Source organism: Flexivirga sp. G2 (assembly GCF_055397625.1).
Genome location: NZ_AP039675.1, coordinates 613,494 through 626,540 on the forward strand (window position 1 = coordinate 613,494; position 13,047 = coordinate 626,540).

At 69.3% G+C, this 13,047-nt stretch carries 13 protein-coding genes and 3 tRNA genes; 7 read left to right on the plus strand and 9 right to left on the minus strand.

Going from position 1 to position 13,047, the window contains the following annotated elements; all coding sequences use genetic code 11:
* Positions 1-233: 233 nt before the first annotated feature.
* The 3 genes from ACZ50J_RS03050 to purM are packed head-to-tail and all read left to right on the plus strand — an operon-like array spanning position 234 to position 3,301.
* Positions 234-524, plus strand: coding sequence for a hypothetical protein (locus ACZ50J_RS03050; RefSeq protein WP_464299820.1), 291 nt, complete (start codon positions 234-236; stop codon positions 522-524).
* A gap of 45 nt (positions 525-569) precedes the next feature.
* On the plus strand, positions 570-2,159 hold the full coding sequence (purF, locus tag ACZ50J_RS03055; RefSeq protein ID WP_464299821.1) for an amidophosphoribosyltransferase: 1,590 nt from the start codon (positions 570-572) through the stop codon (positions 2,157-2,159).
* A gap of 32 nt (positions 2,160-2,191) precedes the next feature.
* Positions 2,192-3,301, plus strand: a complete 1,110-nt coding sequence (gene purM / locus ACZ50J_RS03060; RefSeq protein ID WP_464299822.1) for a phosphoribosylformylglycinamidine cyclo-ligase — start codon at positions 2,192-2,194, stop codon at positions 3,299-3,301.
* A gap of 102 nt (positions 3,302-3,403) precedes the next feature.
* On the opposite strand, the gene ACZ50J_RS03065 is transcribed toward purM, so the two are convergent.
* The 3 genes from ACZ50J_RS03065 to ACZ50J_RS03075 all read right to left on the minus strand — a co-directional run bounded on the left by ACZ50J_RS03065 (position 3,404) and on the right by ACZ50J_RS03075 (position 5,223).
* Positions 3,404-3,601 (minus strand): DUF3073 domain-containing protein, encoded by a 198-nt coding sequence (locus ACZ50J_RS03065; RefSeq protein ID WP_464299823.1) that lies wholly within the window; start codon positions 3,599-3,601, stop codon positions 3,404-3,406.
* A gap of 164 nt (positions 3,602-3,765) precedes the next feature.
* A complete protein-coding gene (locus ACZ50J_RS03070; RefSeq protein WP_464299824.1) occupies positions 3,766-4,386 on the minus strand; it encodes a copper resistance CopC family protein in 621 nt (206 codons plus the stop codon).
* A 60-nt stretch (positions 4,387-4,446) separates the two neighbouring features.
* Positions 4,447-5,223, minus strand: a complete 777-nt coding sequence (locus ACZ50J_RS03075) for a DUF4352 domain-containing protein (RefSeq protein ID WP_464299825.1) — start codon at positions 5,221-5,223, stop codon at positions 4,447-4,449.
* 162 nt (positions 5,224-5,385) lie between these two features.
* On the opposite strand from ACZ50J_RS03075, the gene ACZ50J_RS03080 reads away from it, so the two are divergent.
* Positions 5,386-6,648 (plus strand): histidine kinase, encoded by a 1,263-nt coding sequence (locus ACZ50J_RS03080; protein WP_464299826.1) that lies wholly within the window; start codon positions 5,386-5,388, stop codon positions 6,646-6,648.
* Positions 6,641-7,309 (plus strand): response regulator, encoded by a 669-nt coding sequence (locus ACZ50J_RS03085; RefSeq protein WP_464299827.1) that lies wholly within the window; start codon positions 6,641-6,643, stop codon positions 7,307-7,309. Before ACZ50J_RS03080 ends, ACZ50J_RS03085 begins: the two co-directional genes overlap by 8 nt.
* 87 nt (positions 7,310-7,396) lie before the next feature.
* Here the strand turns inward: ACZ50J_RS03085 and ACZ50J_RS03090 are convergent.
* The 4 genes from ACZ50J_RS03090 to ACZ50J_RS03105 form a co-directional block, all read right to left on the minus strand.
* A tRNA-Phe gene (locus ACZ50J_RS03090) sits at positions 7,397-7,472 on the minus strand.
* A gap of 16 nt (positions 7,473-7,488) precedes the next feature.
* Positions 7,489-7,562, minus strand: a tRNA-Asp gene (locus ACZ50J_RS03095).
* Positions 7,563-7,604: 42 nt separating this feature from the next.
* Positions 7,605-7,677 (minus strand) — tRNA-Glu (locus ACZ50J_RS03100).
* Between the two features lie 101 nt (positions 7,678-7,778).
* Positions 7,779-8,825: a PHP domain-containing protein gene (locus ACZ50J_RS03105; RefSeq protein ID WP_464299828.1), complete on the minus strand. Its 1,047-nt coding sequence runs from the start codon at positions 8,823-8,825 to the stop codon at positions 7,779-7,781.
* A 42-nt stretch (positions 8,826-8,867) separates the two neighbouring features.
* On the opposite strand from ACZ50J_RS03105, the gene ACZ50J_RS03110 reads away from it, so the two are divergent.
* Positions 8,868-9,335 carry a hypothetical protein gene (locus ACZ50J_RS03110; RefSeq protein ID WP_464299829.1) on the plus strand — a complete coding sequence of 156 codons (468 nt, stop codon included), beginning with the start codon at positions 8,868-8,870 and terminating at the stop codon, positions 9,333-9,335.
* Between the two features lie 87 nt (positions 9,336-9,422).
* Positions 9,423-11,516 carry an acyltransferase family protein gene (locus ACZ50J_RS03115; protein ID WP_464299830.1) on the plus strand — a complete coding sequence of 698 codons (2,094 nt, stop codon included), beginning with the start codon at positions 9,423-9,425 and terminating at the stop codon, positions 11,514-11,516.
* Positions 11,517-11,523: 7 nt separating this feature from the next.
* Here the strand turns inward: ACZ50J_RS03115 and ACZ50J_RS03120 are convergent, their stop codons facing one another.
* A complete protein-coding gene (locus ACZ50J_RS03120) occupies positions 11,524-12,486 on the minus strand; it encodes a threo-3-hydroxy-L-aspartate ammonia-lyase (protein ID WP_464299831.1) in 963 nt (320 codons plus the stop codon).
* A complete protein-coding gene (locus ACZ50J_RS03125) occupies positions 12,483-13,034 on the minus strand; it encodes a hypothetical protein (RefSeq protein ID WP_464299832.1) in 552 nt (183 codons plus the stop codon). Before ACZ50J_RS03125 ends, ACZ50J_RS03120 begins: the two co-directional genes overlap by 4 nt.
* Positions 13,035-13,047 lie beyond the last annotated feature (13 nt).

Here is a 13,047-nt window from a genome sequence, read left to right on the forward strand (position 1 = left end):
AACACCTCGGAAATCGACGGAGGAAACCGGTCCGGTTGCGAGAGCGCTGGTCGGCCCAGCGGTCTGCGCACCCGCACCGTTCTCAGGGTTTGTTGTACTGCACTAGCGCATCACCCTAACGACTCCCGATCACGGCCGCCGACCTGTCTACCCGTCGGTAACACTGCGGGTGAGAACCCGGGCGGCGAGGGCGGCGGTATGGCGAACGACCGGCGCGGGCTACCGTTCTCCGCGTGACAGACCAGGACGAGCCGACCGGACCCGCCGGTCAGGGTGGCGAGCGCCGGCAGCCGCGTGTGGTGCGCCGGCGGGTACGTCGAGCGCCCGATTTCCGCCGGTTCATCATCACCGGCGCCATCGTCGGTCTGATCGTCGGCGTGATCATCGCCAACACCGGACCGGACGCCCAGGGTTACTCGGCACGCACCGGCGCCGCGCTCATCGGCGGTGTGCTCGCGGCGCTGGGAGCGCTCGTGGGCGCGATCGTGGCGCTCGTCCTCGAACGGCTGCTCAACCGCCGCTGACCGGCGGATGACAGGAGGCGGCGCGTCCCGTGTCACACTGGTGCCGTGGCGCGTGGAGATGGACGGCTGACACACGATCTCTATCCCGGTGAGAAGGCACCCCAGGACGAATGCGGTGTTTTCGGTGTCTGGGCCCCCGGCGAGGAAGTCGCCAAACTCACCTACTTCGGGCTCTACGCCCTGCAACATCGTGGCCAGGAGTCGGCCGGCATCGCGACCAGCGATGGGCACAGCATCCTCGTCTACAAGGACATGGGGCTGGTTTCGCAGGTCTTCGACGAGTCGAGCCTGACCTCGCTGCGCGGGCACCTCGCCATCGGGCACACCCGCTACTCCACGACCGGTGGCAGCACCTGGGAGAACGCCCAGCCGACGCTCGGCGGCAGTGACCGCGGCACGGTCGCGCTGGCCCACAACGGCAACCTGATCAACACCGCCGAGTTGCGCGACCTGGTCGACGAGAAGCTCGACGGCCGCGCCGCGCGTGGCGAACTCGCCCGCGGCAACACCTCCGACACCGCCGTCGTCACGGCGCTGCTGTCGGAGAACCCGGACAAGCCGCTCGAGGAGACCGCCCTCGAGGTGTTGCCCAAGCTGAGCGGCGCCTACTGCTTCGTCTTCATGGACGAGCACACCCTGTATGCCGCCCGCGACCCGTACGGCGTCCGGCCGCTCGCCCTCGGCCGGCTCGACCGCGGCTGGGTGGTGGCCTCCGAGACCGCCGCGCTGCAGACGATCGGCGCCAGCATCGTGCGTGAGGTCGAGCCCGGCGAGCTGATCGCGATCGACGAGTACGGCTTGCGCAGCCACAAGTTCGCCGAGCCGAAGCCCAAGGGCTGCGTCTTCGAATACGTCTACCTGGCCCGGCCGGACGCCGTCATACGCGGTCGTGTCGTGCACGAGGCGCGCGTCGAGATGGGCCGCGCACTCGCCCGCGAGCACCCGATCGACGCCGACATGGTGATCGGTGTGCCCGAGTCGGGTGTGCCGGCGGCGACCGGTTACGCGCAGGAGGCCGGCATCCCGTTCGGTCAGGGCTTCGTGAAGAACGCGTATGTCGGCCGGACCTTCATCCAGCCCAGCCAGACGCTGCGCCAGCTCGGCATCCGGCTGAAGCTCAACCCGCTGCAGCACGCGGTGAAGGGCAAGCGCCTGGTCGTCGTCGACGACTCGATCGTGCGCGGCAACACCCAGCGCGCCCAGATCCGGATGCTGCGCGAGGCCGGCGCCGCGGAGATCCACGTGCGCATCTCGTCGCCGCCGATCACCTGGCCGTGCTTCTACGGCATCGACTTCGCCACTCGCGCGGAGCTGATCGCCACCGGCCTCGGCACCGAGGAGATCCGGGCGTCCATCGGCGCCGACTCGCTCGGCTACATCTCCGAGGACGGGATGATCGCCGCCACCGAGCAGCCGAAGAACGAGCTGTGTCGCGCCTGCTTCACCGGCGAGTACCCGATCCCGCTGCCCGAGGACGGCCGCATCGGCAAGCACGTGCTCGAGACACTGCCGATCGACGTCCGCACCGGCCACGACACGTCGGTGGACGTCGCCGAGCAGGACCGCCGCAGCGACGCGGAGGGAGTGTCACTCGGCCTGTCCGGTGGCGCCGAGAACTCCCTCATGCAGCCCTGACCACCCGCCATACAGCTGACGAAGGACCCCCGATGACCGACTCCCCGCAGATCACGTATGCCGCAGCAGGTGTCGACGTCGAGGCGGGTGACAAGGCCGTCGAGCTGATGAAGGAGTCGGTCCGCCGGGCGACCCGGCCCGAGGTGATCGGTGGCCTCGGCGGGTTCGCGGGGCTGTTCGACGCCTCGGCGATCGCTCGCTACACCCACCCGGTGCTCGCGACCTCGACCGACGGCGTCGGCACCAAGGTCGCGATCGCACAGGCGATGGACGTGCACCACACGATCGGGTTCGACCTGGTCGGCATGGTTGTCGACGACATCGTCGTGTGCGGTGCGGAGCCGCTCTTCATGACCGACTACATCGCCACCGGCAAGGTCGTGCCGGAGCGCATCGCGGCCATCGTGCAGGGCATCGCGGAGGCGTGCCAGCAGGCGAACGTCGCGCTCGTCGGCGGCGAGACCGCCGAACATCCGGGGTTGCTGGAGCCGAGCGAGTATGACGTGGCCGGCGCCGCGACCGGTGCGGCCGAGCGGGCGGATCTGCTCACCCCGGAGCTCGTGCAGGCCGGCGACGTCGTGCTGGGTGTGCCGTCCAGCGGGCTGCACTCCAACGGGTTCTCCCTGGTGCGCAGCGTCATCGCCGCGGCCGGCTGGGAACTGGACCGGGACGTTCCGGAGTTCGGTCGGACCCTCGGCGAGGAGCTGCTCACCCCGACGCGCGTGTATGCCGCCGACCTGCTGCGACTCGTGCGGGAGCTGCCGGTTCACGCGCTGTCGCACGTGACCGGTGGCGGGCTCGCCGCCAACCTGGCCCGTGTCCTGCCGACCGGGCTGACCGCCGTGGTCGACCGCAGCAGCTGGACACCGCCCGCTGTCTTCTCGGTGATCGGGAAGCTCGGCAATGTGCCGCAGGCCGACATCGAGCGCACGCTCAACCAGGGCGTCGGCTTCGCCGTGGTGCTGCCGGAGTCAGCGGTGGACGACGCGCTCGCACTGCTGGCGGCGTGCGACCTGCCGAGCTGGGTGATGGGTTCGGTGCGAGCGACGGACGAGGTCGACAGCACGTCCGCCGAGGTCGTCACCGGCGCAAAGGGCGCACGATCCGGTGGCGCGCAGTTGATCGGTGCGCACCGGTCGTGAGTCGATGCCGGTTCGGTGACGGCAGGTCGGCGAACCACACAACTGACGGATCCACGGGCGCGGCCCGTGGAATCCGTCAGTGCTCAGAAGTGGGGATCAGGGTCAATCGCGATGCGACGCCCAGTCGGCGTAGTCGCCGTAGTCGTCGTCGGTGCGCGACGACTCCTCGGCTTCCTCCGCCGTTTTGCGACTACTCGAGCTGAGTTCGCGCTCGAGTGCATTCAGATCGGTATCGGGAGAGAAGTACTTCAGCTCCCGGGCAACCTTGGTCTGCTTTGCCTTGGCCCGGCCGCGCCCCATGGCGAGACCCCCTCGTGTGTGTTGCCGGGATGCGATCAAGCGGTTGATTCGTGCGTGCACGGACCGCCCTCGGACCCCGGGATCCTGGGTGTATGTCGTGGGGTAAACGGTACCTCAGCCGTCGAACATTCCAAGCATCGACCGGGGAGTCGTCGGACTTCGTCTCACAGATCCCCGTCGTCACCGCGTGAACGCACCCTGATCAGGGCCGCGACACCGCCGATCACGAGCACGCCGAGCACCGCCATGCCGAGGACCAGCAGTGGCTGGTTGTTCGTCGCATCGGTCGGGTGCTGGAAGCTCGGGACCGACGTGGCATAGCTGGTCTCGACGTCGTTCGTCGAGGTGCCGCGCTGCAGCCCACCGGTGGCCGTGGAGGTGGCCGTCGCGGACCGGGACGAGGTGCTGGCCTTCGCTGCGTTCACCGAGTAGGTGAAGTTACCGCTCACCGGGTGGCCGTCGGCCGACGTGACCCGCCATACGACCCGAACGGTGCCGGGAACCTTCGAGGGCTTCAGTCGCTGGATGACGACGGTGTCGTTGATCGCGGGCTTGCCGGTCTGCAGCTGCGCGCCCGACGCATCCTCCACACGAATGGCCGCGCCGATGTCGTGGACGGTGTCGCTGAAGGTGAGCCGGAGCGACGACGGCGCCTTGTGCAGGTCGGTCCCGGCCGCCGGGTTGGAGCCGACGAGTTCGTCGTGCGCCGACGCCGGGCCGGTGCCGACCAGCCATGCCGCGATCAGCAGCGGCAGGAGGAGGACGAGGCCGAGACGGGAACGCATGGGCCCGATTATGTCGATCGAACCCATGCGTCGCTGCTCCAGGTGCCTGTCGGCCGTGTGTCAGCCGAGGTGCACCGTCGCGCTGTCCTTGAACAAACCGCCACTGAAGTCGATGGCGGTCGCCCGCACGCCGACCGGCATGTCGTAGACCAGGACGCCGTCGACGGCGTTGCCCGGGTTGATCTGCTCGAAGAACACGTCGTTGTTCTTCATCGAGATCTCGGCCATGCTGTCCGGCGAGTAGGTCTTGTTGTCCGCGTCCTTGATCTTCTGGTCGTCGTCGACCAGCGTCTCGGAGCCACCGCCGACGTTACGGACCGTCACGTAGACCAGCGTGTACCGACCCTGTGCGCGCTCGCTCAGGTACTCCTGGCCGACCTCCGTCTGGTTGCGCACCACCTTGGTGACGGTGAACTGCAAATCGCCCGATTTCACCGGTGTCCCGATGCCCGGCTCCTTCGGCGCCGCCTTGGTGGGTGCTGCCTTCGTGGATGCCGCCTTGGTCGATGCCGCCGGCTTGCTCGCCGTCGCCGCCGTCGTGCCGGCCGCGGGCGTCGACTGCTGTTGATCCGCCGTGGACGCCGGCGCGCTCGCGGCGGTCGTCGGCTGCGGGTCCGACGAGCCGCTGCCCGCGGTCGCCGCGCTGCCGATCCCGACGATCGCGACCAGGCCGATGACGCCGGTCAGGATCTTGTGCCGGGCGAACCAGTTGCGCTTCTTCGGTGCCGGTCCGGGCGGGACGGGTGGGTAGGGTCCGCCGGCCCGGGGCGGCTGGCCGCTCCACTGCGTCGGGTTGTGCTGGGGTCCGTCCTGCTGGGGTCCGTCGTACTGGGTCATCGCTGCTCCTCCGTTGTCGTTTTCTGCGATGGCCCCAGCAGACCGTTCGGGCCCACCCCGCGACGTCCGGCGGGCGGCTCGTCATACCTCCGCCGATCGGGGGAGGGAGGAGTTCCCGGAAGGTGGACCCGAGACGTCGGTGGGCGGCTCTACAGTGCCGTCATGTCCATCACCCCGGCCGCGCCCTGGTGGCGCTCGCGGCGCCTGCTCAGTGGCGTCGTGACGGGGCTGATCGTGGTGCTGTGCATCGGCACACAGATCACGACCTCCACCTACGTCCAGTACCGCAGCCAGGGGATCACGGACCCGGCGGTCGCGAACGCCACCGAGTCCACCGGCCGCTTCATCCTGATCGGCTGCGTCGGCATCGCCGCGGCCGTCGCACTTGTCTGGCGGCATCGTTGGCCGGTCTGGCTCTCGCTCGGCATCAGCGCGCTGACCATCGCACTGCCGCTCGATGCGATCACGCCGCTCTTCGCCCTGTATGCCGTGCTGCTCGTCGTCTCGGGGCCGTGGTTGTGGGCGAGCCTCGGGCTGGCGACCGTCGCCGAGCTCGCGAGCGTATGGCGCGACGGCACCGGCAGCCAGGTGTCCTCGTGGGCGCGCAGCATGTTCTCGATGGAGGACGGCGCCGCCTTCCCGTGGTGGCTGGTCCTGGTCGAGACCGCACTGTTCCTGGGGGTGACCATCGGGGTCGCGATGCTGGTGCGCAGTCGCCGGGCGTTGCGGGCCAGCGAGGTCAAGGAGGTCCGCAGCGAGACCAAGCTGCACGCCCTGGGCGAGGAGGTGGCCCGCCAGGCGGAGCGCGAGCGGATCGCCCGCGAGGTGCACGACGTGCTGGGGCACCGGCTGTCGCTGCTGTCCCTGCACGCCTCCGGCCTGGAACTCGCCGCCGACGATCCGAAGCTCGCCAAGAGTGCGGCGCTGGTCCGCGAGGGCGCCCAGGAGTCGATGTCCGACCTGCGCTCGCTGCTGGCCGTGCTGCGTCAGCCGAGCGATCCCGACATCAGCCAGGCGCTCCCGACGCTCGTCGACCTGCCGCAGCTGATCGACGAATCGCTGGCGGCCGGTAGCCCGGTCACGGCGACCGTCTTCCTGGACCGGGGTGCCGAGCTGCACGACCAGGTCAGCCGCAGCGCCTACCGGATCACCCAGGAGCTGTTGACCAACGCGCGCAAGCACGCGCCGGGTGTCCCGGTGCGGCTGCAGATCGAGGGTGGTCCGGACCGTGGTGTGCAGATCGGCACGGCCAATCGTGCGCCCATGCCGACCGATCGGACCATCCGACCCGGCAACGGACTCACCGGCATGCACGAACGCGTGCAGCAGGCCGGCGGCGAGTCGTGGGTGTGGGTCGACGACGACGGAGCGTTCCGCACGCTGGTGAAACTGCCATGGCAATGGAGAGGGGCCGCACATGACTGATGCCGACGAGGCGCAGCCGATCCGCGTGCTGCTGGTCGACGACGACCCGCTGGTGTGCTCCGGGCTCGAGTTGATCCTGTCCAGCGCCGACGACATCCGGGTCGTCGGGACCGCAGCCGACGGGGACCAGGCCGTGCCGGCCGTGCAGCAGCACTTCCCCGACGTCGTGCTGCTCGACGTGCGTATGCCGCGGGTCGACGGCATCGCCGCCACGGCCGCGCTGCGTGCGCTCCCGTCGCCGCCGCGGGTGATCGTGCTGACGACGTTCGACGCCGACGACATCGTGATGCGGGCGATCGGCGCCGGTGCTGCCGGCTTCCTGCTCAAGACCGCGCCGGCGGCGGACATCCTGGCCGCGATCCGCAACGTGCACGGCGGCGACGGTGCGCTGTCACCCCGCAGTGCGCGGCGTGTGTTCGAGCAGGTCGGCGGTGCCGGGGCCGAGCGGGCCACCGCACGAGCAGCGCTCGACGGCCTCACCGACCGTGAGCGAGATGTGGTGCGCCTCGTCGGCGAGGGCCTGAGCAACCAGCAGATCGGCATACAGCTGTATGTCGGCGAAGCGACTGTGAAGACACACCTCGCGTCCGCGCAGCGCAAGCTCGGTGTCGAGGGGCGGGTGCGTCTGGCGGTGTTCGCGTCGAAGGCGGGGCTGGTCTGAGGGCGCGATGCCCGCGCGACCTGTCGGCCCGGCAGACAAGAACGGACCCGCCCGAGGGCGAGTCCGTTTGTTCGGCCAGTGCGGCCGTGGTGGCCAGAGACGGGGTCGAACCGCCGACCTAGCGATTTTCAGTCGCTCGCTCTACCAACTGAGCTATCTGGCCTTTCGAAAAGAAAGAGCGACCCTGACGGGACTCGAACCCGCGACCTCCGCCGTGACAGGGCGGCGCGCTAACCAACTGCGCTACAGGGCCTTGCAACTTACCTACATCGTGCATCATCGCCTGAGCGATGCGTATCCCCAACGGGATTCGAACCCGTGCTACCGCCGTGAAAGGGCGGGGTCCTAGGCCGCTAGACGATGGGGACTTCAGCCTTGACGACCAGTCCTCAAGCGTTAGCCACCTCGGCTGGTGTCGAGGACTAGAGAACTATAAGGGAGCGCCGGGCGATCCACCAAAACGAGGTGGTCAGCGCCCCGCGGCCCAGGCCAGCAGCCGGTCTTTCGGCCACGTGTTGACGATGCGATCGAGCGGCACCTCGAGTCGCTGGGCGCGTTCGCAGCCGTACTCCACGAAGTCCAGTTGTCCGGGCGCGTGGGCGTCGCTGTCGATGGAGAAGAGGCAGCCGGCGGCGAGCGCCATACCGATGAGGTCGTCCGGTGGGTCCTGGCGCTCCGGGCGGGAGTTGATCTCCACCGCGACGTCATGCTCGGCGCATGCGGCGAAGACCGCCGCCGCGTCGAACGCGGACTGGTCGCGGCGCAGCGCCTTGCCACGACGTTCGCCGTCGACCATCCGGCCGGTGCAGTGGCCGAGGATGTTGGTGTGCGGGTTGCGGACCGCGGCGATCATCCGCCGGGTCATCGGCGCCTTCGCCATTTTCAGCTTGGAATGCACGGACGCCACCCGCACCTCGAGTTTGTCGAGCATCTCGGTGCTCTGGTCGAGCTCGCCGTCGTCCAGGATGTCGACCTCGATGCCCTTGAGCAGGGTGAAGTCGCCGGTGTGCTCGTTGATCCGGTCGATGAGCTTGAGCTGCTTGGTGAGTCGTTCGGCGCTCAGGCCGTTCGCGACGCGCAACGACGGGGAGTGGTCGGTGAGCACCTGGTAGTCGTGCCCGAGCTCGATTGCCGTTGCGACCATCTCGGGGATCGGTGAGCCGCCGTCGCTCCAGTCGGAGTGACTGTGGCAGTCGCCGCGCAGCGCGTCGCGGTAGCGCTCGCCGCCGTCGACGAGGCGCCCGGGGTTCTTCTCCTCGAGACTGGTCAGGTATGCCGGACGGTCACCCGCCAGGGCCTCCCGGATGACGGCCTCGGTGGACTTCCCGATGCCCGGCAGATCGTGCAGGCTGTTGTCCGCGGCGCGTCGCTCCAGCTCGTCGCGGGGCGTGCTGATGACGGTGTCGGCTGCCTGCCGGAACGCCTTGACCCGGTAGGTGCCGGCACGCGACCGCTCCAGCAGGAAGGCGATCCGGCGCAGTGCGTCGATCGGCTCGATGGCCTCGTCGTCCGTCATACGCCTCAGCTTGCCGGATGCGGAAGCCGTACAGTTCCGGTCGTGCGGATCTGGATCACGCTGCCGCTGCTGGTGGCAGGCGTCGCGTGGGCGTGGTGGGTGCGTCGCCGCATGCAACAGGGACAGCTGCGGTGGCTGATCCGCAGCGCGCGGGAGAGCACGGCTCGAGCTCGACTCGTGACCGTGGTCGGTCAGTTGGTGGCGGCGGTTCTGGCGATCGTCGTGCTCGCAGTGGCTGTGTGGGCGGAGCAGGCGCATCACTTTTTCTGGGTGCGAATTCCGTTGGCGCTGTTGGTGATCTCGGTCTACGTGCCGTTCTCCACCCAGCTCGCGCCGGTGCGGTTGCGGCTGGGGAAGCTGCGGCGTTCGCCGCAACAGCGCATGGTCGAGCTCGGTGCCCGACCGCCCGTCGCGGACGCGATCGCACGGGCCGGTCGACCGTTCGCCTTCGTCGGTTCGGTCATCTTCCTGGCCGCGATCACGGTCGTGGCGTGGCATCACGTTCGGTGAACCCCCGGCGATCGCTGGATGAACATCGGCCAGACTCGGCTCGCGTTCGACAGAATCCACCGGAACGATGGGTAGCGTCCGGGCGCGATGTCCTCTCTCGCCTCCTCCACGTCGGCTCGCAGTTCGAGCGCTTCTGACCGTCATACCGAGCCGACCCGCGCAGCCCGTCGCGCAGCCGAGCGCGCTCCCGTCCGGACCGACATCCAGGCGTTGCGCGCGCTGTCCGTGCTGCTGGTGGTCGGCTACCACCTGTGGCCGGGCCGGCTGACCGGCGGCTTCGTCGGTGTCGACGTCTTCTTCGTCATCTCCGGCTTCCTGATCACCGGTCATCTGGCACGTGAGGCGGACCGGACCGGCCGCGTCTCACTGGTGACGTTCTGGACCCGCCGTGCCTTCCGGTTGCTGCCGGCGGCGTTGCTCGTGATCGTGCTCACGACCCTCGCGATGTTCGCGTGGGCCGGTGAGAACGTATGGCGCGCAGGACTGCAGCAGGCGCTCGGCTCTGCGTTCTACGTGCAGAACTGGGTCCTGTCCTCGACGGCGACCGACTACCTGAGTTCGACGGACCCGCCGACGGCGTTCCAGCACTTCTGGTCGCTGTCGGTGGAGGAGCAGTTCTACCTGGTGCTGCCGATCCTGCTCGTCGCCGTGTTGTCGGTCTCCAGCCGACGCACCTGGCGGGCCCGTTTCGTGGTCGTCGTCGGGGCCGTCACGCTCGGGTCACTGGCCTGGTCGGTCCACCTGACGGCGACCGACTCCGCGGCGGCCTACTTCGTGACCACCACGCGGGCCTGGGAGTTCGGCATCGGTGCTCTGCTGGCCCTGCTCGGACAGGGCCGTCTGCACAAGGTGCCACCGGTCGTCGGCTGGGTGGGCCTGGCCGCGATCCTTTACGCCGCATGGGAATTCACCGGCGCGACCGCGTTCCCCGGGTATGCCGCGGCGCTGCCCACGGTCGGTGGCGCGCTCGTGCTGGCGACGATGCGGCACGACCGGGTCTGGAACGCCGTGGCGGACTCGCGCCCGGTCCAGTTGATCGGTGACGCGTCATACTCGATCTATCTCTGGCACTGGCCGATCCTCACGGTGGTTCCGTGGGTCGTCGGCCATCAGTTGGGCTTCGTCCCGCGTGCGATCATCCTGGTCGGTTCGATCGGAATCGGCTGGGCCTCCATGCGATTCGTCGAGTCCCCGCTCCGACCACACGGCTCCGTGACCTGGCGGAGCCGGAGCGGTGCCGTCGTCATCGGTGGCGTGATCACCGCGCTCGTCATCGGCACCAGCGGGCTGGGGATGGTGCAGCACGACGCTGCTCAGTCGAAGGACCGAGTCGCCGCAGTGCTCGCCGGCGAGAACCCGTGTGTGGGGGCGCCCTCGCTGGGCGATGCGAAGTGTGCGGTGCCGGGGCAACTCACGCCTGACCTCGCCTCGCTGCCGAAGGACGACGGGAACCGCGCGGAATGCTGGTCTTCCCAAGGAGATTCGACGTTGCACACCTGTACGCTCGGTCCTCGGTCCGGCGCGAAGGTGCATGCGCTCGCTGTCGGCGACTCGCACAACAACTCGTTGATCCCCGCATATGCGAAGGCTGCCGCGAAGCTCGATTGGCGGATCGACGTGGCGGGTAAGGCCGGCTGCTACCTGACGACCTACGAAATACCGGTCGTCGATCGGGACAAGGACGCATGCCATGCGTGGCGACAGCGAATGCTGGACAAGATCGCACACGACCGGACCATCGACGTCGTCATCGTGACCCGAAAGGAGTCCGGCGATGCGACGGTCACGCCGACGCAGCGACGCGAGACCGAACAGGGCATGCGGGCGGCCTGGCAACGGCTCACGAAATCCGGCAAGCAGGTCATCGTCCTGCAGGACGCGCCGCAGGCACAGCAGGACACCTTGGACTGTGTCGCTCGCTCCGGTGCGGACGGCGGAAAGGACTGTGCACTCCGGCAGTCCGCCGCGTTCCCGGCATACGAGGCGCAACGGCAGGCGGCGCGAGGTATGGCGGGTGTGACCTTCGCGAACGTCGAGAACCTTTACTGCCGTGGCGGGTCGTGCCCGCCGGTGATGGGTGGTGTACCGGTCTTCTTCAACCCCGGCCACGTGTCGAAGACCTTCGCCACCACTCTGGGCCCGGCGCTCGCAGCGAAGCTGCGTGCGGCGACGGCCGACTGAGTCCTGCTCAGCGGCCGGCGAGCAGCCCGGCGTAACGACCCAGGTCGACGTTGCCGCCGGAGAGGATGACCCCGACCTTCGCGCCCGGCAGCGACGGGGCGAGAGTGCGTGCGGCGGCCAGCGCGAGCGCACCGGTCGGCTCGACGACCAGCTTGCAGGTGTGCGCGAGCGACCGCATGCCGGCGACGAGTTCGGCGTCGGTCACCAGCACGATGTCCTCGACGAGCTCGCGAATGATCGGGAAGGTCAACTCGCCCAGAGCCGTCGTCTGCGCGCCGTCGGCAAGCGTCTCGGGCACCGGGATCTGCACGATCCGGCCCGCGTCGAACGATTGCTTCCCGTCGTCACCGGCGGCCGGCTCGGCACCGAACACCCGCACCGATGAACGGATCCCGCGTGCCGCGACGGCCGTCCCGCTGAGCAGCCCGCCGCCGCCGAGCGGGGCGATGACGACGTCCAGGTCGGGAACGTCCTCCAGCAGCTCCAGTGCGGCGGTGCCCTGTCCGGCGGCGATGTGCGCGTTGTCGAACGGGGGTATGACGGTCCGGCCGTCCCGCGCGGCGAGCTCACGCGCGATCGCGGCACGGTCCTCGGTGCGCCGGTCGTAGGTGACGACCTGTGCGCCATACCCCTTGGTGGCGGTGAGTTTGATCTGCGGGGCGTCCGTCGGCATCACGATCGTGGCGGGTATGCCGAGCAGTCGGGCGGCGAGCGCCACGGCCTGCGCGTGGTTGCCGGAGGAGAAGGCGACGACACCGGCCGCGCGCGCGTCGTCGTCGAGTCTGCTGAGCGCGTTGTAGGCGCCGCGGAACTTGAAGGCGCCCATCCGTTGCAGGTTCTCGCATTTCAGGTGCACCGCGACGCCGAGCTCGGCGTCGAGCCGCGACGAGGTTACGACCGGCGTGCGGTGTGCGACGCCGTCGAGCCGCCGCGCCGCGTCCTGGACCTCCGCCAGACCGAAGGCGGTCATCGCGTGGTGTCGGGGTGAACGTCCTGCTCGGTGTCGGTCACGCTGCTCGTGGCCGGGGCCGGCGTCCCGGTGGAAGTCGGCAGCGCCGGGTTGGCGGGCTTCGCCGTCGCCGGGGACTTCGGCCGGGTCGCCTCCGTGGGCTGCGCCGCCTCCTGGCTCTTGGCGTCCTGCACGGTCTTCACCGCGAAGAGCACGACCACGACGCCCACGGCCATCAGCACCCGCGGGTGCTTGACCCCGTGCTTGAGAAGGAAGGCCTCGACCTTGTCGTCGGCCTTCAACCCGAGGCCGGAGGTGACCAGCATCAGCCCGCCGGACGCGGCGGCCATGACGTCGCTGGCGCTGAGCGCCTTGTGCAGCGGGTGATCGTCGGGGACCTCGTTGCCGCGGACCACCAGGAAGATCGAGCCGGCGGTCCCGGCGGTGTTCGCCCAGCGCAGGCCGCGGCGCGCCCACTTCGGGAAACGCGCCGGGCGGACCAGCGTGATCGCACCGGCGGCCGCGGCCGACGCGAGGTTCAGGGCAGTGGACTGCTTCGAGATCGCCATGGCAAAACCCTAG